At 57.7% G+C, this 24,542-nt stretch carries 17 protein-coding genes and 1 tRNA gene; 14 read left to right on the top strand and 4 right to left on the bottom strand.

Going from position 1 to position 24,542, the window contains the following annotated elements:
- Window positions 1-6: 6 nt before the first annotated feature.
- Together KJ970_12875 and KJ970_12870 are read right to left on the bottom strand one after the other, a co-directional pair.
- Entirely contained in the window at window positions 7-2,505 is a 2,499-nt protein-coding gene (locus KJ970_12875; GenBank protein ID MBU2691807.1) for a S8 family serine peptidase, read from the bottom strand.
- 166 nt (window positions 2,506-2,671) lie between these two features.
- Window positions 2,672-5,170 carry a S8 family serine peptidase gene (locus KJ970_12870; GenBank protein ID MBU2691806.1) on the bottom strand — a complete coding sequence of 833 codons (2,499 nt, stop codon included), beginning with the start codon at window positions 5,168-5,170 and terminating at the stop codon, window positions 2,672-2,674.
- A gap of 286 nt (window positions 5,171-5,456) precedes the next feature.
- On the opposite strand from KJ970_12870, the gene KJ970_12865 reads away from it, so the two are divergent.
- The 10 genes from KJ970_12865 to KJ970_12820 all read left to right on the top strand — a co-directional run bounded on the left by KJ970_12865 (window position 5,457) and on the right by KJ970_12820 (window position 18,120).
- Window positions 5,457-7,235, top strand: a complete 1,779-nt coding sequence (locus tag KJ970_12865; protein MBU2691805.1) for a lamin tail domain-containing protein — start codon at window positions 5,457-5,459, stop codon at window positions 7,233-7,235.
- 587 nt (window positions 7,236-7,822) lie between these two features.
- Window positions 7,823-8,170, top strand: coding sequence for a pentapeptide repeat-containing protein (locus KJ970_12860; protein ID MBU2691804.1), 348 nt, complete (start codon window positions 7,823-7,825; stop codon window positions 8,168-8,170).
- Between the two features lie 64 nt (window positions 8,171-8,234).
- On the top strand, window positions 8,235-10,178 hold the full coding sequence (locus KJ970_12855) for a hypothetical protein (protein MBU2691803.1): 1,944 nt from the start codon (window positions 8,235-8,237) through the stop codon (window positions 10,176-10,178).
- A 346-nt stretch (window positions 10,179-10,524) separates the two neighbouring features.
- The gene (locus tag KJ970_12850) at window positions 10,525-12,555 is read left to right on the top strand and encodes a tetratricopeptide repeat protein (protein ID MBU2691802.1); all 2,031 of its coding nucleotides are present in this window, start codon (window positions 10,525-10,527) and stop codon (window positions 12,553-12,555) included.
- A 281-nt stretch (window positions 12,556-12,836) separates the two neighbouring features.
- Window positions 12,837-14,306: a GIY-YIG nuclease family protein gene (locus tag KJ970_12845; protein ID MBU2691801.1), complete on the top strand. Its 1,470-nt coding sequence runs from the start codon at window positions 12,837-12,839 to the stop codon at window positions 14,304-14,306.
- Between the two features lie 42 nt (window positions 14,307-14,348).
- Window positions 14,349-14,777 (top strand): DNA-binding protein, encoded by a 429-nt coding sequence (locus KJ970_12840; GenBank protein ID MBU2691800.1) that lies wholly within the window; start codon window positions 14,349-14,351, stop codon window positions 14,775-14,777.
- A complete protein-coding gene (locus tag KJ970_12835; protein ID MBU2691799.1) occupies window positions 14,770-15,231 on the top strand; it encodes a hypothetical protein in 462 nt (153 codons plus the stop codon). The genes KJ970_12840 and KJ970_12835 overlap by 8 nt, the downstream gene beginning before the upstream one ends.
- Window positions 15,185-16,354 (top strand): pyridoxal phosphate-dependent aminotransferase, encoded by a 1,170-nt coding sequence (locus KJ970_12830; protein ID MBU2691798.1) that lies wholly within the window; start codon window positions 15,185-15,187, stop codon window positions 16,352-16,354. The genes KJ970_12835 and KJ970_12830 overlap by 47 nt, the downstream gene beginning before the upstream one ends.
- A 15-nt stretch (window positions 16,355-16,369) precedes the next feature.
- Window positions 16,370-17,329, top strand: a complete 960-nt coding sequence (arcC, locus tag KJ970_12825; protein ID MBU2691797.1) for a carbamate kinase — start codon at window positions 16,370-16,372, stop codon at window positions 17,327-17,329.
- Between the two features lie 38 nt (window positions 17,330-17,367).
- Window positions 17,368-18,120, top strand: a complete 753-nt coding sequence (locus KJ970_12820; protein MBU2691796.1) for a formylglycine-generating enzyme family protein — start codon at window positions 17,368-17,370, stop codon at window positions 18,118-18,120.
- A gap of 56 nt (window positions 18,121-18,176) precedes the next feature.
- On the opposite strand, the gene KJ970_12815 is transcribed toward KJ970_12820, so the two are convergent.
- Window positions 18,177-20,312 carry a penicillin acylase family protein gene (locus tag KJ970_12815; GenBank protein ID MBU2691795.1) on the bottom strand — a complete coding sequence of 712 codons (2,136 nt, stop codon included), beginning with the start codon at window positions 20,310-20,312 and terminating at the stop codon, window positions 18,177-18,179.
- A gap of 383 nt (window positions 20,313-20,695) precedes the next feature.
- Here KJ970_12815 and KJ970_12810 point away from each other — a divergent pair, with 383 nt between their 5' ends.
- Window positions 20,696-21,328, top strand: coding sequence for a lamin tail domain-containing protein (locus KJ970_12810; GenBank protein ID MBU2691794.1), 633 nt, complete (start codon window positions 20,696-20,698; stop codon window positions 21,326-21,328).
- A 106-nt stretch (window positions 21,329-21,434) separates the two neighbouring features.
- Here KJ970_12810 and KJ970_12805 read toward each other — a convergent pair.
- Window positions 21,435-21,518: transfer RNA gene (locus KJ970_12805), tRNA-Leu, on the bottom strand.
- Window positions 21,519-21,731: 213 nt separating this feature from the next.
- Here KJ970_12805 and smpB point away from each other — a divergent pair.
- Genes smpB through KJ970_12790 form a run of 3 tightly spaced genes read left to right on the top strand, consistent with a single transcriptional unit; the run spans window position 21,732 to window position 24,491 of the window.
- Window positions 21,732-22,238: an SsrA-binding protein SmpB gene (gene smpB, locus KJ970_12800; protein ID MBU2691793.1), complete on the top strand. Its 507-nt coding sequence runs from the start codon at window positions 21,732-21,734 to the stop codon at window positions 22,236-22,238.
- Window positions 22,231-23,895 carry a hypothetical protein gene (locus KJ970_12795; GenBank protein MBU2691792.1) on the top strand — a complete coding sequence of 555 codons (1,665 nt, stop codon included), beginning with the start codon at window positions 22,231-22,233 and terminating at the stop codon, window positions 23,893-23,895. The genes smpB and KJ970_12795 overlap by 8 nt, the downstream gene beginning before the upstream one ends.
- Window positions 23,895-24,491: a GerMN domain-containing protein gene (locus tag KJ970_12790; protein ID MBU2691791.1), complete on the top strand. Its 597-nt coding sequence runs from the start codon at window positions 23,895-23,897 to the stop codon at window positions 24,489-24,491. The genes KJ970_12795 and KJ970_12790 overlap by 1 nt, the downstream gene beginning before the upstream one ends.
- The last annotated feature ends 51 nt before the right edge of the window (window positions 24,492-24,542 follow it).

Here is a 24,542-nt window from a genome sequence, read left to right as displayed (position 1 = left end):
TACTTGTCATCGAATCAGCACGAGCCTTCCGACGCGGACCTTACCGGCCGCCTGGACGCGGGCAAAGTATAACCCCGAGGGAACCTCCCGATCCTCTTCATCCCGGCCATCCCAAATAAGCCGGTGCAACCCCGCCGGCAGCCAATCCTGCACCAATGTGCGAATGCGCCGTCCCGCCGGATCCATCACCTCCACGGCGACCCGTCCGGCGCGGGGGAGATTCAGCCGCAAGGTTGTTTGTGGACGGAAAGGATTCGGCATCGCCTGAAAGAGCTCGGCATTGAGACCGGCCGGGCCGCTCCAGTCGATATAAACCGGACCCGCCGGATATTCAACCTGTCCCTGAAACACGGCGGCGATCCAGTAGGCGTAAATGCCGGGTTGTACAAGATCACGATCCTCCCATACCATCCCGGCGCCGTCCCGCGGCACAACGGCGATCATCTTGGCGTTTTGTATAAGCTCGCCCGGCGCCGATCCGTCATCGAGGGCGCGCAGCAGCTGATATGATGAGGCCTGAATATCACCCGGGGAGTTCCAAGCAAGGCGAACGCCCCATGCAGTGGCGGTCGCTTCGATCCCCTCAATCATGATCGGCGTGTTGATATCGGTCGCGGCCGATGCATTGATCTTTCCGTAACCCCACCGAGCGTTGGGGACATTCCCGGTAAAATCATCGGCGCGGGCGGTCCGGGTCAACTGATCCAAGGCGTCCGCGGCGGTGAGGGAACCGAACGCCTCTAACATCAGCGCGAGCGTACCCGCCACATGCGGAGCCGCCATGCTTGTTCCCTGCGTGAGGAAGTGGACGCCATCGGGATCGATATAGGCGTCGTACATAAAAGCGTCGGATGAGAGGGCGGATTTGATCCCCATTCCAGGCGCCGCGATCTCCGGTTTCAGCACGCCGTCACGGCGGGGACCGGGGCTGCTGAAATCGGCGATGCCGCCGTTCTCGATGGAGCCCTGGTAGTAATAGATATTGCCGTCGATCGACCGCCAATTCGGTTTGGTGACATAGGCCGCCACGGCGATGACCGAGTCAGCCGTTGCCGGTGAGGCGACGATTTCTTCCTCTTCGACACCTTGCACAAATTTTGGGATCGGTCCCGACCATAGATAGACCCAGAGATCGGTTTCAACCGGCACCAGGCCCGTGGGGACGACGGCCCCTTCGATGTAGATCGTCCAAGTACCGGGCGCGGGACTGTGCGCCGCGTCGACGTCGAGAACGTAAATGTGAAAGTTTTCATCCCCGTTCGGCGGATCCCAGTAACCATTATCGATATAGACATCCCCATCGCCGGTCATTTCATCAAGAACCTCGCCGTAGAAGATGGGACCCAGTATGGCGCCGTTCGGCGTCTGCATCGTGATGGTGAGCTCGGCGCTGCCGTCATACCAGGCGTCGATCGCAAAATAATCATTCTGCGTTCCGGCGAGTGGATCATAGGGCGCGATGTCAAAAGTCACGGTGGCCAGGCCGCCCTGTTCAACACTTACCTCGGCGTGAATGCTATCGCCCAATTCATTGCCGGCGGCCGCGACGATCAAATGGTTCGGCTCCACCAAATTTTCAAAGGCGATATCAAAATCCTCGGTCCCGTCGTGAGGGCCGTAATGGCTGCCCAAGCTGAGGTTGACCACGGCCGGCTTCCCCAGGGCATCAGCGCGGCCGAAAATATAAGATGCGGCATCGATGATGTCGTCGGTATAAAAGGATGTTTTAACAATAATGAGATCGGCTTCGGGCGCCATGCCCACAAACCGATAAGCCGCCTGGCCGTTGCCGGTCGCCGAGCCGTTTCCCGCGGCGATCCCCGCGATATGCGTTCCGTGCCCGTCGTCATCCACCGCTGTGCAGGTTTGATTATTAATCTCCGCCTGTGTCCACTCGCTCCCCCCGTCGAATCCCACCGGCGGATCGCCGGAATCATCCATCTGATCCCAGATCGAAAGGATCCGGGTCGTCCCGTTCCCCTGAAAATCAGGATGATACGGATCGATCCCCGAATCGATGATGCCGATGATGATTCCCTCACCGGCATATCCATTATAAACGGGCGGCGTCCCGCCGTCGGCATTGTGCGCAGCGGTTCCGCCCATTTCAGGTACGGAACGATTGAGGAGGGGGCGCGCTTGCACCGCCAATGAAATGGAGGTGATTTCCGGTCGGTTCGACAGATCGTCGATCTCCTCGGGGCTTAACCGCGCCGTGCAAATCCGGCCGGATTGGGTCTGGATGGGGATCCCGATCGCTTCGGCGGAAATCCCATCCGCCACAAGACGGATAAGGCAGGGCAGCCGGCCGTCGTCGGATGCCATCAATTTAAAATAGGAATCAGGACCGGCGTTCTTGCCGAAAGGGCTCTCTTCATCAAGCCCCTTGAGCGCCATTCGCAGGGCCGGATGCAGCTTCGACGCAGGCATCCCGCCCGCCACGGCGGCGGTGCTGACGAGCAGAAGGCAGACCGCTAAAGCCGGAAGGAAACGCGGTCGAGGCATGATCTGATCCCCTTTCTCATTTGAGGCATCTTGAGCTATTCATCTGAGAATAGGTAATAGACAAATGAGTCACAAGTAAAAGGGGAAGGGGCCGTTGAGGAACAAGCAAACAGGGCGGGTGATTCCCGCCCCGTTTGCCGCCGGTTATCACTTGGTGGAATAATCCTTAGCGAAGCAAAACCAAGCGGCCAATCTGCTCTTGGTCCCCAGCTCTGATCCAGGTGAAATAGAGACCTGGGGCCATCGGCCGTCCCGTCCCATCGCGGCCGTCCCAGACGATGCGGACTTCTCCCGGCTGATACATTTGATTAGCAACGGTGCAGATCCGGCGCCCACCGGGTTCGAGTATGTCGACGCGGACCCGTGTCTTATAATTCAGGTCCAGCCGGATGGTCGTATTCGGCGTGAAGGGATTCGGTGAGGCCGGATGAAAGACGATGCGCCCCGTCGCCGTGGGCGACCAGTCGACATAGACCGGACCCGCCATCTCAGCGGATTTGCCGTCATGGATCGCCTCTATCCAGTAGGCATAGCGCCCCGGCTCGGTTAAACCCCGGTCATCGGCGGAGCCGTCGAGCTCTGCGGCCAGACCTTCAATAATGGGAAGAGCCCGATTCAGAAGATCATCCGGATAAGAGCCGTCATCGAGCGCCCGGTGGATCCGGTAGCCTTCAATGGTGATATCTGAGTTGACGGCCCAGGTCACGCGCACTCCCCAAGGCTCGGGCTGGGCTTCCATCCCGTAGATCATGACCGGCGTGGTCCAGCTTGTGGCGCCGAGGGCGTCAATCTTTCCAACACCCCAGGTCGAATTGGGAACCGACCCTGTAAAGGCATCCGTATTGGCCGTATTGGAAAGCTGGGCCATGATCTCTCCCTTTGTCAGACTGCCGTTGCTTTCAAGCATGAGAGCGACGATGCCGGCGACATGCGGGCAGGCCATGCTGGTCCCCTGGTTGAGGAAATGTTTGCCGTCCGGATCGATATACTCGACCTGATAGGAGGCGTAGGTGGAGAGGGCCGCCACGATCCCCATGCCCGGAGCGGCGACGTCGGGCTTATTCACGCCATCCCGGCGGGGGCCGATGCTGCTGAAGTCTGCGATGGAGTTGAGCACCGGCGCGGGGCTGTACTGGTATGAATTGCCGTCGATTGAGGCCCACATCTTCTTGGTCACCCATGCCGCAACGGCGATAACCGAATCGGCGGTTGCCGGAGAACCGACGATCTCTTGTTCCTGGGAGCTGAGATTGAAGTAGGGGGAACTCGCGATCGTTGCAACGTATAACCAAAGGTCGATCTCGGCTACGGCAGGGAGAAGACCCGCGGGCACAACGGTGCCTTCAAATTCGAGGATCCATGTTCCCTGCTCCGGCGGATTGACGGACATCGCATCCCGTATCTCAATGTATAAGTTTTCGTCGCCGTTGACGGGGTTGGTTGTGGCGTTGTCGATGGTCACAAATCCATCGACGGTGTTGTAGGTTTCTGAGTCGCCGAAGGGGACAGGGCCGGCCACATGCCCGTTGGGAGACGTCAAGGTGACGGCCAGTTCACTATCGCCGGTGTACCAGGCGTCAATGGCGACAATGTCATTGTCGGAAGCGACTTTGGCGACGTAATTCGGAATGATAAAGGTAGCGCTGCCGGTTCCCCCTTGGGCGACGGTGACTTCCGCGTGAATGCGATCCCCCTGTTCATTGCCCGCGGCGGCGACGATGATTCTATTCTCACCGGCCAGGGCGTCGAGGGCCAAATCGAAGTCGGCGGTGCCGTCATGCGGGCCGTAATGTGTGCCGAGGCTGAGATTGACAACGGCGGATTTGCTAAGGGCGGTCGCCTTTGAGAAGACATACTCGACCGCGTCCACGACATCCGTCGTAAAAAATGTCGTCTTGACGGCTATGATGTCGGCCTTCGGCGCCGCGCCGACATATGTATAAGCCGGCTCGCCATGCCCGGTCGCCGCGCCGTTGCCGGCCGCCGTTCCGGCGACATGCGTTCCGTGACCGTGCGTATCTTTTGAATCGCAATCTGAATTCTCGATGTCGTCTGTATCCCATTCGGTGCCATAACCAAATCCGCTGGGGGACGTGCCGGAATTATCATCTTGATCCCAAATCTGCAGGATGCGGGAGTCGCCATTAGCCCAGAAGTCGTCATGATACGGATCGATTCCCGTATCGATGATGCCGACGATGACCCCTTCACCGGTGATACCCGAATAGACAGGCGGAATCGCGCCATTCCCGTCATGAACCTCATCTGTATAAGTTGCGGGGATGGAAAGATCGAGCAGCGGCTTGGCGCGCACGGCCATCGAGATACTCGTGACGGCGTTCTGTGTGGAGAGGGTTGCGATCTCGTCGAGGGTCAGCCGGGCCGTTACAATCGAGCCGGCGACGGTTTGAGCGGGAATGCCGAGAGCCGCGATGCTCCCGGGATCAGTGACCCGGATGAAGCAGGGTATCCGGTCATCGGGCAAGGCGGAGACTTCAAGCAGATGCGCCACTCGTTCCATGGCTGTGCCGTTTTCACGATCGTTCATAATGCTTTGCAACCGCGGATCAAGCCGGCTGGCGCCATTTGCACCCCAGGATTGCGCGGGAAGGAGAAAATGTAGCACAATTATGAGGCCTAATGTGAAAGAAACATTTTTGTTCATGCTCGCTACCCCCTCGTGACGGAGCGGCTCCCGCGGCCATCGGCGACGCGACTTTGCATCTCAAGTATAGGGATGGCTCCCCGACTCGGTGGTCGGAACCGAGTCCCATCCTGTCTAAAATATCGGCCCCGCCATCCCATCACCTAAGGCGAGGTGGTGCGATCCCTGCACTATTGTCGTTTTACGATCTTTCTCGTCGTTCTTCCGACACCCGGTGGGATAGCCGGTGGGAGGGGAACACGGAAGTATTCCGGTTTGGGGATCTTTTACAAGGAAGGAGATCGAGATGCAGCGGAGAGACTGGGGAATAGCCGGATGGGTGGGGTGGCGGCTGCTGATGCTCGGCTTCATCTGTCTTGGATTGTCGGGCGGATGGATTGCGGTGTGCAGCGCAACTTCTGAAATAACAGAGTGTTGCGGAAATTTAGCGGGCCCCGAGAGCACCGCCGTGTGTTCCATCGACGGCGAAAGCCGGGTTGTGATTAATGAGATCTTCTATGACCCTCAGGGGTCTGATACGGGAAAAGAATATGTGGAGCTTTTCAACGCCGGGCTGTCTTCTATCGTATTGGATGACATCATCTTAGAATCTGGAAACGGCGCGCGGCCCGAGAGCTGGTCGGTGGAGTGGGCGGCCCCCTCAAACTTGGTTCTGGATCCAGGAGCGTTTCTCTGGATTGGCGGTGTACCAGAAGGGTACTCCGGCTCTCCCGATTTTGAGACGACACTGCATCTCCAAAATGGCCCAGATGCCGCCCGCGTGCGCCGTGGAGATGAAGTTATCGATCTAGTGGGATGGGGTGTTTTGGAGTACCCGGTTTACTATGAGGGGCTGCCCGCGCCCGATCTGCCATCCGGCGAGGCGCTCGGCCGCATGCCCGATGGGAATGATACCGGCGATAATTCAAGGGATTTTCAAGCCCTGTCCTCACCCTCACCGGGGAAACCGAACAAGTCGCCGCAGACACTTTTCCTGGAAAGCCCGCATGCTGATCCCCGTGTCGCCTCCCCGGATGAACCGATCGGATGGTCGGCGCGACTTGTCCATTCCGGCCTTGACCCGGTCGTCCTATCGCCGGCGGTCATCACATGGGATGGAAGGCCGCTCCACCCGCCGCTACCCGAAGCGATCTATTGTGATAGCCCGGTGAGTTTCAATTGGGAAGAAAAGGCGCCATCTCAACCCGGTTTCTATCAACGTGAGATAATGTTCTGTCTAAATTCCGACACCCTTCTTGCCCGGACCGGGTTTTATGTCGGGACCGGACCCGTCGCGATTGTGGAAATACAATATGACCCGCTGGATGGGGAGAAGGAGTGGGTCGAAATCCTCGTTCGGGAAGAGATCTATTCGTTAAATGGGTGGGGTCTGGAGGATGCGGGAGGACGTCGGATTTTAATTGATGACTCCCGGCCCATTTTTCGCGATGACCGCTTTATATTGTCAGAAGATCCGGTAGCCCTTGTGGCGGCCAGACCTGACTTCGATTTTTCAAAAATCCTTGCCCTCTCCGGCACTTGGCCGTCCTTAAACAATACGATTCAAGAAGAGATCGGGGTCGCGGACATCCTGGTTTTATCGAAGGCGTCCGGTGAAATCTCCGATGTCGCATCTTATACACCACCGCCCGGCGCCGGTGATGGGATCTCGTTGGAACGACGTTCGGTGGAGAGGCCGTCTCACCCCATTGCTGATTGGATTCCTTCTCCCCACGGCCCGACACCCGGGTCTCCCGGCTTTTTAGAGCAACAATCTTTATACCAGGGAAAACTCCTCATCACGCCAACGGTCTTGACCCGAGGCGAATCCCCCGGCTGTCTCATTCTCCCCCCCGCGACGCCGGAAGGACGGACCTGGTCTGCTGAGGTCTTTGACATTTCAGGACGCCGGGTCCGTACCTTGGGTCTCCAGGAGAGAAAAGCCGGTGAACCGGCCTTCTGGTGGAATGGAGAAGGCGAATCAGGGCGGGGTGTCGCTCCGGGACTCTATGTGGTCTGCGTCAAATCCTGGACGGAGGGGAAGGGATCGCAGCAGTGGAGCGCTTCTCTCGGTGTGACTCCCTGAGATGTCCGGCATGGAAAGTTTTGATAAAGCATTCACCGAAAGGATCGTTGGTCGATACACGAGGATCCTGTTCGGGATCGCCCTGGCGACCGGTTTTCTCACGTGTGCCATCACCGCCGCCGGGGCCGGTCCCCCTCCTTTGCGACCGGTTTGGGGATCAGGAGATCCGATCTGGCATTGGCCCGATCTATTCACCGATCAAACAACGGCTCGCTGGATAAGAGCAAAGGGAGGGAGAGGAGAGCAGGGAGGGCATGAAGGGAATGGGGAATGGGGGGAACCCGGTCCGGCGATCTGGAGCGGCCGGATTTCCGCTTGGCGCCCCTTTCAAATCGCTGAACTCTCTTCGATGACATTTGAGACCGGTCTGTCCGGCGATCACTGGTCGGGATTTTTCTCGGGTGTCTTGCTCTCGGGTGAACAATACCGGGAAGCGTGGTGTGATTTCCGTTTTGTGAAAGGTAAACCGCCGGCCGTCTGGTGGATTGGGTGTGGAGGGGGCGGGTTGCAGGCGGCCGGCCGCAGTGAGCCCGTGGGGTGGGGTGGAAATTCGGGTATCAGCATTTGCCGGGGATTTGTTGAAGTGAATGGAGGATTCAGCGTCGACCGGATGGTACAGAGTTTTGATGGAGAGGGTCATTGGTCGTGGACTTGGTGCGTTGGGAGCCGGCTGTCGGCGCCGGCCGGTCTTATTGTCGATGTTCAGATACGTCAAACATCCCAAAATACGGGTTCATCGGTGGTCGGGATCAGGTGGACCCCAGCCCAGGCGACGGAGGCGCCCTTGGATCGCGCTTCGGCGGGCAGTGTTCCGGCGGGCAGCGCTTCGGCCGGCATCGCTTCGGGGGGCAGTGCTTCGTCGGGCATCGCTTCGGCGGGCAGTGCTTCGTCGAACACCACTCCGCGCCTGGCCTTGGCCACGGCCTATAATTTGACCTTGGGAACTGAGATTTTTCATTTCATCCTGCACCTTCCCTTCGTTCGCACCGGATTTGATCTTTGGATGCACGGCCACCCTGTCTTGGGTTGGACACCGGGGATCTCATTCTTTTGGGGGTTCTGATCGTGGCGCGTCATCAGTGGCCCCAGAGGCTCCAATTCCGCCACGTCCTTCAACGACTCCGGCCGGTTGCCGTCCTGACCGCCCTTTCCTGCATGGGAATGATACATTTTATCTCCCCGGCCGATGCCGATACGGACACCATTGCCGACACCCCGGCCGGCGCCGTTACCGATGCCCCTGCCGACAACCCCGCCGCCACCATCGTCGCCGCCGTTACCGATACTCCGGCGGACACCCCCGCCGATCCGCTGGTGATCGACGAAGCCCAAGAGGAAGGCACGCTTGACCTACTGGAGGAAATGGGGATTCTCGACCTGTTAAATGGTGCGGGATACCTCGAAGCGGCCGATTCTGTAACGTCAGCCCCTGAGCACATCCGCCCCGATCCGGCCTTCGCCAAGTCCACGGGGCTGCAAAAATTCTCGAACTCCTGGAGCCACAGGATTTCGTTGCGATGGGTTCACAGCTCCACAACCGAGCCGCTTCGCTTCAAGGGGAGCGCCGGGTGGAGTGGGGGGCGGTTTCCTTTGCATGGCGATCTTTTGTTAAAGACAAATCCGGAGAAGATCTCAGGCGCGAATGTCAAAGGCTCTCTTGCCGCGGGGCCCTTCCAGGCCGGGCATCTGGAGTTGAGCTGGGCCGAGGGTTTGATTCTCTCACTGGGTGAAAGGGATCCCGGTTGGGGCGGCCGTCTCGCTTTGAGTCCCATGGCCATGCGGGTCAAGAAATGGTCATGGCTTGGGGAGATCGAACCGCCGATCGTGGGCGCCGGCGCGGTGACTCCGCCAGGATTGCGGCGACTGACAATCGGTGGTCTCTGGGCCCGCAAACCCAGCCGAGGCGAGAAGAACTGCGAGATCGACGGCGGTGCCCAGCCGGAAGCTTTCTCAACGATTCATGGCGCTTGGATTCTCTTCGATCTTTTCCATTCGACTCCGAATCCATCCTCCTGGCTCGGTGTATTATTGTTAAAGACGACTCCCAGGCCGATCCCCCTGCTCTCGTTGGCCGGATCCCACGCCGGTCCGCGGGGGCGGGTCTCCTATGAAATGGCCGGAGAGGATCGAATCGAGGCTTGGGCCCTCTCGGCGCTCTGGAAAGGAAACCGGGATATGCCATCCCTAAAGCGTTTGGAGGTCGCTTTCCGGTGGGATCGGGAAGTGGATTGGGAATGGAGTTGCGATCCCCGCCGGCCGCCGACGGGGCGTGTCAGAATGATGCGGGTGGCCGCCGAGTGGAGGCTCCGCCCGGGAGCCACGATGCAACTGCACGCGGCCAATGAAGCGCGCTGGACCGATGCGAAGCCGCTTCCAACTCATCGAAGGGATCTCAACCTATACATTTCCTTCACGCGCGGGATTCCATTCCAACCAACATTGGGTTTGGCTGTGCGGCATAGTCTGGAACCCCGCTGGACACAGGGTCTGGGGCGGCGGCTGACGGCGGATCTTTCCCGTTTAACATGTAATCTCCATCTTTTAGACAATGCGTCCCGTTCCATCGGCCTGCGTGCGGGTCTGGGTCAATCGACCTCCGAAACCGAACCGGGCTCCGCAGGCGACGGAACGGCGCTAGATGCGGGGCCTTCCAAAGGGAATCATTTTGTAGAGTTTCATGGCTCGGAAAGATCTCCGCGGGGGAGCCTGCAGTGGGTTGCCGGAAGGGGATCGGGAGATACCGGGGGAACGCGATGGATCGGCCTTTTCCCCGATCCGTCGGGGTGGATTCCGATCCCCACGACCTCGCCGTCGTTATGGCTGGGTATGGGAATCCGGCGGCTGGCAGGAGGGATTCATTGGGGTGCCGGCTGGCGGATGCATCTGATGGGGGGTGAGATCCGATCGGGTGGAGCCGTTTCTGTGACCTGGCAAGCGCAGTGATCGGGGTCGTCTCGATGAGATCCTGGCAAGCGCAGTGATCGGGGTCGTCTCGATGAGATCCTGGCAAGCGCAGTGATCGCGGTCGTCTCGATGACCCCGCCGGACGCAGTGATCCAGAGTCATTAACGGCGCCCCAGGCAGGAGCAGCCGATGATCCGCCGGATGATCATTATTATTCGTCATCGAGTGAAAGAAAGATCCCATTCGTTGCGAAGCGGCCGCGACCCCACTAGGATTAACGAAGGCGCTGCTCTATCGCCGCCGTTATTCGAGGGACCGGTGCACGATCCGCATTCAGGGCTCGAATCACCGGTTCGTAAACCGCATACGAGAGGATGTGGATGTGGTGGCCCAAAAGGCGAGAATCTCAGGTGTCAAGCTGTGGATCTTCCGTGGAACAGCGATTCTACTTCCATTTGTCCTCATCGCATTGGTTGAAATCGGGTTCCGGATCGCCGGTGTCGCCACCCCCGAATCCCTCTTCCGCGAGGTCAAGTTCGGATCGATCCACAAATTCCAAACGAATCCCAGAGTCGCCGAACGCGATTTCCCGCCCGAGCTGGCGCGCATTATGCCCGCTCCCGGTTTCCAGGCCTTTGATGCGATCAAGCCGGAGGGACGCCTTCGTGTTTTTTGTCTCGGAGCCTCGACGACCGCCGGATTCCCATTCCCGGCGCACCTCTCCTATCCAGCCCTATTGAATGAAAAGCTGTCGATCTATCTTCCGACGAAGGGGATTGAGGTGATCAATTGCGGGATTTCCGCCGTGGCTTCCTTCACCATCGTCGATTTTACGCGCGAGGTGCTGCGCCAGGGACCCGATCTGGTGGTGATCTATACGGGGCATAATGAGTATTACGGCGCGTGGGGCGCCGCGTCGAGCGCCGGTCCCGGCGGTTCATCGAGCCGCTTGCTCCCCTTCATGCGATGGGTTCAGCACTCCCGGATCTGGCGCTATCTTTCAAGCAAGACGAGGGAGCCGGATATCGCGCCGGGAACCTTGATGGAGCGGATGGTGGCCCGGCCCGAGATCGATCCGCGCAGCCCGCTGAGCCTCCGGGCTGAAAAGGATTATCGCAACAACCTCCGCAAGATGATCAAAGCCTGTAAAAGGTATGATGTGCCGGTCGTTTTCTGCGAGCCGGTCAGCAATTTGTCTGGTCATTATCCCTTCGGAAGTCTTCTCGAGAACGATCCAACGCTTGTACAAAGCCGGCGAGAGAAGCTGTGGGGGCTGGAGAAGGGTTATCTCGAGGGCCGCGTCTCCGCGGTGGATGTCAGCTCCTACTGGCGTGCGCTTGTCGCCGAAGATTCTACCGGCGCTGATCTTTGGTATCACGGCGGATGGCTTACCGCGGTCGCAGGAGATACCACCGCCTCCGTTGAAGCTTATACATTGGCCAGAGATTGGGACACCGTTCGTTTCCGCGCCGACTCGCGTTTATTGAACATTCTTCGCACAATCTGCCGCGATGAAGAGGTGCCGCTGGTTCCGTTGACGGCGCAATTCCAGGCCGCCACGCGGGGACCCGCTCCGGGAGGGGATCTCTTCATGGAGCACCTCCACCCGGGATTCATCGGCCAGCTCATCATCGCCGAATCCATCTGCGGCAAGCTGGAGGAAATCGGCTGGCCGGATCCCGGCATCCAGTGGCAAGACAGTGACGAATTCAGCGCAAGGGAGCTTTTACAGATGGCCGGGTTGACGCAACTCGACGCGCTGCATGCCGATCTTCATGTCGCCCATTTGTTAACCCGCTGGCCCTACGCTCATCCTCAGGGATTGAATGTTTCTCCCTCCCAGGCGGTTTTGGAAGCCGATCCGATGAGGCAATACCGCGTGCCATCGGCCTACCGTGAAGCCTATGCGATCTGGAATGCCGGCAAGCCGGCCGATACGGAAACCGCCGGGTTTGAGGAATCCATCGGCTGGCCCGAGTTGCCCGATACCATGGCGCTCAGGCTGGCCCAAATGGTGATCAAGAAAGACCTATCGATTCTCGACGGACATGTCGCCCTGGGGAATTACTATCGAGAAAGGGGGGAACTCGCCAAGGCCTTCGTCGAATTTCGAGCCGCCGCGCGGTTGTTCCCTGTCGATCCCGATAATTATATCCGGGCCGGGAACACCTTGTTGAAAGCGGGATATCGTGAGCGGGCGAGAGATTACCTCCTCGAGGCCCTGTCTCTCTCACCGGGCCGGAAAGATGTGATGGCTGTCGTGGCGGATTGTGATGTGGAGGCGGGCCGTTTGGAGGAGGCCCGCATTTGGATCGACCGGATTCTGGCGGTCGAGCCCGGCAATCCCCAGGCGATGGCTCTCTTGCAGAAGATGCGCGAAAGGACGAGAGAGAGTGGCGGGCCGGAGGGTCGGTAGCGACGGGAGGGGAACGCTGAGGCATCAAGAAAACGACGGGGGCCGTTTTCACGAGTCCCCCGCCATTAGGATTCATACACGGGCTAACTTTGAGGTCCTACGGGGGACTGGGAGCGCGGTTCACTCTGGACTCTTTCCAGATCCTCGACGGCGATCCTTCACCGCCTCGCTCCACTACTCTTTGACCTCGCGCAGTCATCCCCCCGTTAGGGATGCATGAATGTACCTAATGCTTACACCATTTTACCAGGTTTGTCAATATTTTGTTATGGAGTCACTTAATGGCCCAGGACCTAAAACAATCGATCGTTGATCATCTTCGGGAGGCCGGCGATTCGGTCCCGGCGTCGGACCTTGCCCGGCGCTTCCTAAGACTTGTCTCACCCAACGGCGCCGACCGGTTGGTCCGCTCGATCCTCTCGACCGAACCTCGCTGCCAAGAGATCAACCCCGGCCATTGGAGTTACCAAGAGCCGCAGGAGGAAGCCTGGTTCCCCGGATCGGTTGCTGTCATAGAAGTCGCCCGCGGTCATGAACGGACTCCCTGGCTTTGGCGGATGATGCTGGCGCCGGTGACAGCCGAGGGCCCCGGGCCATCTTGGACCGGCACCCTCCGATCTCCCGATACCGTTGAGAAACTCAGGATGATCGAGTCGGGGCCGCTGTACACGCCGTATTCGGCCCGGGTGCAGCGGTGGTTGGAATCGGCCGAGAAGATTTTGGCCATCCCCGAGATCTCATCCCCCATCTATGACCTGCGGGATGCCTTTCGCTGGCTCTGCGACAAACAAAAACGGCCCCGTCCGGAGCCGATGATCCTCAAATCGCCAAGCATGTGGCCGGCGGCCTTGGGCTCTTCGCAGCCCCTTCCCGACGGGCTTTCCGGTGAACTCGCGGGGGCCGTGGCCCTCTTGGAAACCTGCGCGGAAACGACATCCGACAGGAAATCGTTCAAGAGATTCGCTGAGAGCGGCGAAGGGCGGGGGAAACCGGTCGACTTCGGGTCCTTCAATTTCTCAGCCGCCGATCTGAATCGATTGCCGGAAACACCCGGCGTCTATCGCTTTATCAATAAGGCGGATGAAATTGTCTATGTCGGCAAGACCAGAAATTTGCGACAGAGGGTCGGACAATACTTCAAGCCGCTGACGGATAACTCCAAGCGCCGGCAGTCCTTTTTGGAGGAGATCAGGGATCTCTCCTGGACGCCGCTGGAATCGGAGCTGGCCGCGCTCGTGCTCGAATCGACTGAAATCAGGAGGCGCCGGCCGCGTTGGAATATCCAGATTGAGACCCATGATGTGGAGGCGGGAGATCCCGGAACCAGAATTTTTGCAATCCCCAGCGCGCTGCATCCGGATCGCTATGAGACCTACTTTCTGACAGCCCGTGGGGCGGCCCGGCTGCTCACGGGAGAGGGGGACGGCCTCGGTCTGAAGGAGGAGGATCTGGCGGCGGCGTTGAAAAGCTATTTTTCATCCGGCGGGGAGGAGGCGTCGCCGCATCTAGCGATCCTTGACCCGCAAGAAGCGATCCTGGTCCGGCGCTGGTACCAAACTCAAATGGATGACCTGATCAAGCTCAATCTGGACCACTTTTCGACCTGGCAATCCGCGGCCCAAGCCTTCCAGTCGGCTTTGGCCGGAGGGGAAAAGGGGGGAGCGTGGATCCGGGAAAGCCCTGTTTTGCCTCCAGGGACTGGAGTTGGGGGCATTTCCGGCGCTCCATCCGGCGGGGGGGGGTGTAGGTGACCCGGGGGATCGTGTTAGAATAGAGATAAGGAGATGAGGACGATGGATTATAGATCGAAAGGCGATGTCCTGTTCATAAGGCTCCATCCGGGCGAGATTGTGCCGGATATTCTGGGTGAGATCAGCCGGAAAGCCGAAATTGAGACGGCGGTCATCGTCAGTGGCGTCGGTATGCTGAAAGATGTCGAGCTGTCCTATTTTGTGGGGCAGGGAAGGTATGAATCGCATCATTTCACCGAGCCGCTCGAACTGATTTCTCTCTCCGGGAATATCTCCAGGCAGGATGACGGATATATTGTACACGCCCACGCGGCATTGGCCGAACCTGATGGGCGATTGGTCGGAGGTCACCTGACACGGGGAAGTGTCTGGGTAACCAATGAAATAATGCTGTCTCGAATTCCCATCAAACTCCTTCGATTGGAGGATCGGGAGACGGGACTGCGGGGGATCTCGTTCCCTGATGAATAGACAACTTAAGAAAAAGTTCACGCAACTGAACCAAACTCTGTTGACAAGGCAACTTGTTGAGGAGTGGTATCAAGAGGAACTGGGAGGATCGTCCTGGTACTGTCTGAATCCGTCCTGCAGTGTCAGTGTCGCGGGGTTTGATGCCGAACCGGTTGATGGGGCTGACGGGCAAGCGCACTGTCCGAACTGCTCCGAACGCCTATATTATCGTTGCGGCAAGGTGATGCTCCCGGTGGGTGACATTGTTCCGCCCGATATTTGTACATCCTGTTGCACGCTTTATGCAGTCTGTATCCGTTACCGGTTACATAGAATTTGGTGGAATGAGATGCTCCACCAACAGAACTGGATGATGAACCCTGATTCCCGGATGAAATTAGACGATTTCTGGGAGGAGGAGGAATGGAATGTTCGCGGATCGAATGAATCGTCTGGGGACGGAAACGGCGTTTGAGGTTCTGGCGCGCGCGAAGGCGCTGGAGCGCCAAGGCCGCGATATTATACATTTGGAAATCGGAGAACCTGATTTCAACACCCCACAGAATATCATCGATGCCGCGAAAGAAGCTCTGGATCAGGGTTTCACTCATTACGGTCCCGCCGCCGGCCAGCCCGATGTCCGGGAGGCCTTTGCAAAGCATATCGCCGAAGATCGGGGCCTTGCGGTTGACGCGGAAAATATCGTTATTACGCCCGGCGCCAAACCGATTATCTTTTTCTCCCTCTTTGCCTGCGTGAACAAGGGCGAAGAGGTCATTTATCCCAACCCCGGCTTTCCAATTTATGAATCGGTCATCAATTTCATCGGCGCCAAAGCGGTTCCGATTCAATTGAAAGAGGAACGGGATTTTCGCCTCGATCCGGCGGAGCTCGTCGCGCTAATCACCGACAAAACAAAAATGATCCTCCTCAATTCACCGCAGAACCCGACCGGCGGCGTGCTCTCATCGGAGGATATGGGGCTGATCGCCAAGGCGATCGGTGACCGTGACATTTGGGTTCTCTCTGACGAGGTCTATTCCAAAATCCTGTATGAAGGGCGGCATGTCTCTATTGCGCAGATGCCCGGGATGCTGAAGCGGACGATCTTGTTGGAAGGGCATTCGAAGACCTATGCCATGACAGGTTGGCGGCTCGGCTACGGCGTTATGAATAAGGAACTCGCCGCCCATATCACACGACTTATGACGAACTGTAACTCGTGCACCAATGTTTTTGTGCAACGGGCTGGAATGAAGGCGGTAACGGATCCGCAGGATAAGCCGAAGGAGATGGTGAAAGAGTTTAAGAAGCGCCGGGATGTGATTGTCGACGGTTTGAACAAGATTCCCGGCATCACCTGTCTCAAACCGAGGGGCGCCTTCTACGTATTCCCGAATATCACCGGCACCGGCATCAAATCGCAGGCGCTGGAATCGGCCTTGTTGGAAAAAGCCGGCGTCGCCGCTCTTTCTGGGACGTCGTTCGGGAAATTCGGCGAGGGGTACCTTCGCTTCTCATATGCGAATTCGATCGAGAATATCAATAAGGCCCTCGATCGGATCGCGACCTACCTGTCCGGAAGAGCCGGCGCATAATTTAGGGAAGATTTAATGGCCGGTTCAAAAGTTAACTCGAACCTCGTCGTATCGCTCGGGGGAAACGCACTCCTTCCTCCCGGTGGCGGAGGAACGCTCGAGGAGCAGTACCGCATCACACGCGCCACCATGGAACATGTCGTGGAGTTGATCGCCGACGGCCACCGCGTTCTTCTGACCCATGGGAATGGGCCCATTGTCGGCAATATCCTGATCCGAAACGAAGCGGCGCGTGAGATCGTTCCCCCGATGCCCCTCGATATCTGCGGCGCCGATTCACAGGGCGGAATCGGGTATATGATCCAGCAGACACTCCGCAACTTAATGGTTGAAAGAGGGATTGAGAAACCCTTGGGCACCGTGGTGACCCAGGTCGTTGTCGACATTGACGATCCTGCCTTTCAAAATCCAACCAAACCGATCGGGCCTTTCTACAGCCAGGATGAAGCCAAACGACTGAGTCTGGAGAAGGGCTGGCGGTTGGTTCAGGACAGCGGCCGCGGGTGGCGCCGCGTCGTTCCCTCTCCACGGCCGCTCGAGATTGTAGAACTCGATTTCATCAAATCCCTCTATTCACATGGCAACACGGTCATTGCCGCCGGCGGCGGCGGTATTCCCGTCGTGCGGGAAAGCTCGGGGAACCTCAGGGGCGTCGAGGCGGTTATTGATAAAGACCGCGCCACAACGGTATTGGCGAATGCGCTTGGCGCCGATGGGATCGTCATCGTCACGGCCGTCGGGAAGGTCTCCCTGAATTTCGGGACCGAACATCAACAGGATCTCGATGTCATTTCGATGGGTCAGGCGATCGAATATCTATCCGAGGGCCACTTCCCAGCGGGGAGTATGGGTCCGAAGATGGAATCGGCGATCGATTTTCTGAAATCGGGCGGCAAGTTCGTATTGATCACCTCTCCAGGCCGGTTGCGGGAAGCGCTGAGGGGTGAGGATGGAACCCGGATCACGAGGGATTGAGAATGAGAATTTCAGCGCTCTTTATGTTGTTCACGGCCATGATATGGATAGCGCCGACAGCGGCCGAGAACAAGACGAGTAAAAGTTTTCAGATCTATCCCGGTGTCACCATGGATTTCGCATTGATAACCGCCGGCGTCTTTGAGATGGGTTCGCCCGATGATGAAGAGGGGCACCGTCCCGAGCAGGGACCGCTCCACACGGTGGAAATCAGCCATACCTTCTGGCTGGGGATCCACGAGGTTACCCAGGCGCAGTGGATCGGGGTCATGGGTGACAATCCTTCCTATTTTAAATCCGACAGCCTCAATCCGGTCGAGATGCTGGACTATGCCACGGCCCTCGCCTTTCTTGCGAAGCTGAACACCCACGCCGGGAAAGAAATCTACCGGCTGCCGACCGAGGCGGAGTGGGAATACGCCTGCCGGGCGGGAACCGAAACCCGTTTCTATCATGGTGTGGCGACGGATGGCGTGGAGGATTACGCCTGGTGCCGCGATAATTCCGGCAAACGAACCCATCCCGTGGCGCAAAAAGAGCCCAATCCCTGGGGTCTTTATGATATGAACGGAAATGTTTGGGAGTGGTGCCACGATTGGTATGGTGAGGACTATTACGATACCGAGCCTATTGTTGATCCCACCGGCCCTGCCTTTGGGAAATATCGCGTCGTTCGAGGCGGGTCTTGGGGAAGCCTCGCCGGACAATGCTCATCCCCGCATCGAGCTTACTCATTGGCCGAGAAGGGGACCTCAATGTTCGGGCTGCGTGTCGTCAGGGTTGAAGAGTAGCTATCGCCAAGCAGCTATCGCAGAGTAGCTATCGCCAAGCAGCTTTCGCAAAGTAACTATTGAATCAGCAGCATCCTCCGCGAAACGATTTCACGCCCCACTTTCATCCGATAGAAATAGAGCCCGGATGGAACGGCGAATCCGCCATCATTCCGCCCATCCCATATCACCTGCCGCGTTCCGGCGTCGATAGTCTTGTTGAACAAGGATCTCACACGCCGGCCCGACGGAGCATAGACGGTCAAGTCCACCTCCCCAGGCTCAAAGAGCGTGAAGGCGATCCGTGTCTGCGCGCCAAAAGGATTGGGCTTGTTCTGGTAGAGAACGCCGCTTGCTCCCATCGTCGGTGATGGTGGATCCAGGCCGCTTGGTTCGTAGCCATAGAGCATATCCTTGAATTTCCAGGCTATATGAAGGCTCCACTGGTCATTGATATGGGGGCTCGGTATGCCCTCGAGATTGATAAAGGCGCTCTGTCCCGGCGGGACGATATTCTCGTCAAGGATCAAATCGGCGCTGAATTCGACCGCCTGCTGATAGGTCCCGTGGCTGTTGATGGCATGCGGCGTTCCCTTGAGATCATCGAATGTGAAATTAGGAATCGGCGCCACGTAGTTCTCGACATACGCGACGGGATGCCATCCGACCCAGGGGATATTGTCGCCGTTGTTCCACCAGCTCACCGGCTTATTGTTCCAATTAACGAAGTATCCCTGCTCCGGATCCGCGGCGGCGGGAAGCTGGTTGAAGGGGATGAGGCCGCCCCATTCCTCGGCGCCGCCGCCGTTGTGGGGAAGACGCGGATCGACGCCGTCCGTACGGTCCTGATAGAGCCCGGCGTGCCAGTATTTGATCGCTTGGTCGACTCCCGCGTAGAACACATTGAATGAGACCGGGCACAGCGCGAGCGCCGCTTCAAATTCGGCGAGTGTCCCAGCTCGAATGATTAGGTAAAAAGCCTGTGCAAAGTCCAGCTCCAACCCCCAAAATGTCATTTTGTATGTGAAAGCCTGGTGGTTCGACAAATCTGAACCGAAAACCGGGCCGTGAATCGATCGATATATTGTAAAAGGATAGGGCGAGTCGTTATTGTCAAAGACGGTGTCGGGGATCGCCGCGAAATCCTCCCACTGCCCATTGTGCCAATACCGGGTCAGGCTTTCATCCTCGGTTGTTTCTATATAGACATCGGTGTTGTCGCTGATCCCACTGGTGAGCGTCCAAGCCATATTGTCATTGTGGCCGATAATGATGCCCGGAATACCGGGAACGGTCATCCCACCGGTGTGAAAATCGGGCCCTGTCAGCTCAACCTCATGGATCGCGTTGGCTTGACCCTGCTGCGGTTCACCCATCTGGGGACAGCCGAGCAGCATGACATTCCCCGTCGCCGATTTGCCGGGTGTGATCTGCACGGCGAAGGAACCGAATTTGGGGGGCAGGCCGATCCCCTGAAGAAGGCGCTCGTGCTCCGCATTCCTTGCCTCGATTTCTTGTACAACCTCGGGCCGGACCGTCATCTCCGACCGGCGCCAAGCGCGGTCGGCCGCGCCTTTGACACCGCCGGGGATCGTTGTGGGCGCGGTGGGGTCGTTGATCGGCCGGTTCTGATCAAACCAGGCCTGGCCGTTGGCGTTCAACTCGCTGAGGCGCGTCAATTCCTGCCCGCCGAATTGTCCGAAACGCCGCATCTGATATTGAACAATCGCAACGATGTCGGTGGATGACCAGTCCTCGGGCTGCGCGGCGGCGAATTGCTGAGGGCAGTAAAGGCCGGGATGGACATCGATCGAGTCGAGATAGGTGTTAATGCCGGCGACATACGAGTCGACCATGCCCTGTAAATCCGCGGACATTTGGGCGAGCTGCTGCTGCCGTTCGGCCTCTGTATAGGATCGGCTGCGCGTCGTTTGATCGCTTGAGACATAACCGGCGCCGAACATTTCCGCCAGTGTGCCGGTGGAGGCCCGCCGGTTGATCTCCATTTGATAAAGGCGATCTTGGGCGGCGGCGAACCCCTGCGCGTAATAGATCCCGACCTCCGATTCGCCGATGATGTGCGGGACGCCGTAGAGATCCCGATGGATGGTGACCATTGACGCATCGGGGGCTTGCAGTGTCAGCGATTCCGCATCCGCACTCTTAAATCCGGCAAGGTGGCCCAGTATGATCAGGACAATTATTGTGCGCATGAACAGTCTCCCCATAATTTGTCAATGGCCTATCAATGGTGCGTGAATGTCCGCCATTATTTGTCAATGACAAGAGCATAACATGATTCCGCCATGCGTTTATACACCATCAGCCTTTCTCACTGTCGGCCGGACGACGGTGTCACCATCCGGCATTTCAATCCTTCACCCTAACCCCTTCCCTCTCAAACAACTACAGATCAGAACCCAAAGAGGTCCAATGTTTGCTATCTCCCTACTTGCCGACGGCGCGGCCGCCCGCCGGCGGGAGAATGCGACGGCGGTCTGTTCACAATCTTGTCTGCCGACTCAGTGTGCAGACTCAATCCACAAACTCAATTCACAAGCAGGGATGAATGCTTCGTCTTCAGAGGAGGAATTCTATGAAGCGCTTCGCGCTGATCGTAACAATAGTCTTTGTACAGGCAGCTCTGGCCAGCGGTCCCGGTCTTTGCGATCTGGCTCTCAATGAGATGATGGGAGATCCGGCGTCGGATTGGGATGGTGACGGCGTGTATGACTATCGTGGGGACGAATGGGTGGAGGTGATCAATACCGGCGGGAGCACGATCGATCTGTCGAGCTATCGGCTGGGGGATCCCCTGACGCTCGCTTATGGATTTACAGGAGATCTCGGGCCGGGGGATGTGCTCGTGGTTTACGGTTCGGAGAGCAAAGAGTGGGAATCGGATAACGGCTATTCGAGTTTTGGTTTCAATATGAGTAATGACGGAGACACGGTCATCCTCTATCAAATCTCGGGAGGCGATACTCTCATCGTCGACAGCCATACCTTCAATACATATGAGGCGGAGGATGACCGTTCCAGCGGACGGTATCCGGATGGCGACGGCGGCTGGGAGATCTTCGATTTCTTGAACCCCTATTTTGGGGGTACGGCTCCTTTCGGGAATGGCCTTGAGCCGACTCCAGGCTCGCTAAATACGGGTTTGACCCCGACGCCGACCCGGGAGACGACCTGGGGATCGATCAAGTCGATCTACCAGCTCCCCTAGAGAGGGCCCCTTGAGTCCACCCAGACGGTAAGGTCGGCGAAGAGTCCGGGAAAGGAGGGGCAAAAATGGGTACAGGCCCGGGAGTCACCTCCCGGGCCTGCTGGTGTGCGGAAGGGGGGACTTGAACCCCCACGGAGTTGCCCCCACTGGACCCTGAACCCAGCGCGTCTGCCAATTCCGCCACTTCCGCAACGGGCCAGCGCCCAGTCTAGGAACCGACACCCCGCCCTGTCAAGCGGTCCGTCGCCTTAAGGAGAGTTTGTCATGTCGGGCTCGATCGCCGGAATCCGGCCGGGGACGGTCTTAAGAATCAAAAAACTCCCATGAAATCGGTGGTGGGGCATGGTTGCACTTGCCCATCGGCCTTCTCTCTGATAGCCATAGGATGAGGAAAGAGAGTCCTATGGCAAAAAAAACATCAAAGCTATCGATCGCTGAAAAAGCGGGCGGTGAAGACAAGATCCGGCTCATAGCCACGAACCGGAAGGCGCGGCATGAGTATCATATTCTGGAGACCCTTGAAGCGGGGATTGCCCTCAAAGGACCCGAGGTCAAATCGCTTCGGAGCGGCAAGATCAGCATTGGAGAGGCCTACGGACAGATAAAAGATGAAGAGCTGATATTGCTGCAAATGTTCATAAGCCCCTATGAACAGGCGGGTGAATTCAATACCGAGCCGCGGCGGCCGAGAAAGCTTCTGCTCCATAAACGCCAAATCAGGCGATGGCAGGCGAAAACTGAGGAGAAAGGGTTGACGATTGTCGCATTGTCGATTTATTTCCGTGCGGGGAAGGCCAAGATCGAGATCGCTCTCGCGCGCGGAAAGCGGCTCTACGATAAACGTGAGGCGCTGGCTCGCAAAGATGCCCAAAGAGACATGTATCGTCTAAGATCACGGCGAGATGATTAAATTGCGCGAGAGACAGAGCGAGATGTTTTGGGGATGGGTCCTTCTCTTGTCGGCGATGCCTTTCCTTTGGGCCGCCGCCGATCCGTCAACGGCGTTCGATTCGCCCAGCGGCGCTGAGGCGCACAGCGCAGCCGATTCTATCAGTACGGCCGATTCCATCAATACCGCCGATTCACTCAGCTATGCCGGCACCGAATTTGTACAAGTTGATTCCGCCGCAGCGCCTCAAAGATCGGGTTTGGAAGAGACCGGTCCGCGGATACGGACCGTCTTTGCCGACGGCCGCGCCGACCGGCTGGATGCCCTGACGCGGTTTGGGGATGATCTCTATGCCCCGATCGACCGGCTGATCTGGGCGATATCCGGAAATCTCGCCTGGAACTTGGGGACACTGAGGGGGAACATTGTTTGGGATTCGCTCTCTGTTTCGTTTGCCGTCGGAAGCTGTGTTCTGCATGCCGGCGAGCGCGCTCTGACAATGGAGCATCCGATCCTGCTGTCACCCCAGGGACTCTATTACCCGTTCCCCGATTTCATCCATGCACTGAATGATGTGAGTGTGGGCAGGATCGAATATGAGGAGGAGATCCAGACCCTCTTTCTTATACCCCCTGAACCTGATGAGATCAGGTTCATCCAGGAAGAGGTGGGACATCAGTTTATCATACGATGTTCCTTCGAGGCGGAGCCGGTCGTTCATCCGTCTTGGGATGGCCGGGGTTATTTCACGATCGATTTGGAGAATGTGCAAACGGATCCCCGCCTGCTTTCCCTGCCCGATGCGGGGGAGTATGCGCAATTGCTGAAAATCAGTCCGACGTCGGCCGGTACGCGGCTCGAGTTTTTCTTGGAACGCACAATTGTCGGATGGGCCGTTTCCTGGGACGAACTTTCATCTGAGTGGAAGATAACATTCACGACAAGTTTGCGCGAAGTCAGCCGGTTGCGGATGCCATTATTGGAGTGGGATTCCGATCCCGCCGGGCTCTTTATGGATGGGCCGATCATTATCGAGTTGAAGATGGGGTGCAATCCATCGAACCAGGCGGCGCGATTCATGGAGGCATTAACCGAATCGGTGTCGAGCCTGCTGCAGGCCCGTTTGGGTGTCGATGTCGCGAGAGTGAACGCCACATCCCGAAACAGCGCCCTCAAGAATGTCGAAGCGGCGAACTCAAAGAAAGCTTCACTCTTTCTATCTCTTGCCCTGGATCTCTATAACGAACAGGTTCCCCGCGGATTGGCGGCGGTGATTCCCCTGCCGCGCCCTCCTGTGCCGTTATTTTCGGGAACATCGGAGAACGACGGAATGCCGGGATCGATGGATGCGTTCGCTCCGGCGGCGGGAACCGATCTCATCCCTTGGGATGAATCGACTGATCGGCATTATCATTCAAGCCTCTACCTCGCCCGGTTGATGGCGGCGATCCTCTCGGGAGATGAAGAGACCCGTGTGGAGAGGCGTCCGATGGCCGACCTCGTGGGGCTGGATATGCCGGTGGTGCGTCTCTTTATCGGCCGGCAGAGCCCACAGTGGAAAGAAGGGGAGGTTTTCCCGGGATCGGATGATTGGGAATCGATGGATAGGTTGGTTCTTTCTATTGTTCAATCGGTGCAGGAATTTTATACAGCCAACACGCCTGGGCAGGGATTCTAATGAACTTATCTAAAACAAGCGGCAATAAGAGGAAGGATGGTACCCTTTGGGGTTGGATACCCATCCTGTTGCTTGTTCTCATGGGGCTGGGGGGAACCTACTTGCTGCTTTTCGGTGGCGATGAAGAGGTTTCTGAATCATTTGTTGAGGAGTCGACGGATGCCCTGAACACGCCGACGCTTCACCCTGTTCTTCTTTATTTCGGTGCGCCCCACGATCCGTCGCTGCGCACGGAAACCCACTGGATCGCCGCCCGTGAGACGACGGAAGAGCGGATTGTTGATCTCGTCGAATCGCTCATTCTTGGCAGTCATCTTGAAAATGTCTCCTCGATCCCGCCTGAAACGGCCGTGCTGGGGGTCTTTCTGGATGGTTTGGGCGGGGCCTATCTCAACTTCTCCGAGTCGCTAAGAACCCTGCACCCGCACGGCGATGGAATGGAATGGCTGACAATCCGTTCGATCGTTGGAACGGTGACCCAGAATATCCCGGAGGTGGAAAGAGTTTGGGTCCTTATCGATGGGGAGCAGGAAAAACCGCTTGTGGACAATATCCCACTGGACCGGTATTATTCCTGGGCTGATATCAATTCTTGAATTGAAGTTTCACAAAAATAGGAGAGGCATGAGTGGAATCCGATAAACGCC

The sequence above is a fragment of the Candidatus Eisenbacteria bacterium genome (assembly GCA_018831195.1).
Classification (GTDB): Bacteria; Eisenbacteria; RBG-16-71-46; order CAIMUX01; family JAHJDP01; genus JAHJDP01.
The sequence above is the reverse complement of the archived record's forward strand: the minus strand, read 5'-3'. Positions and strand labels throughout refer to the sequence as shown.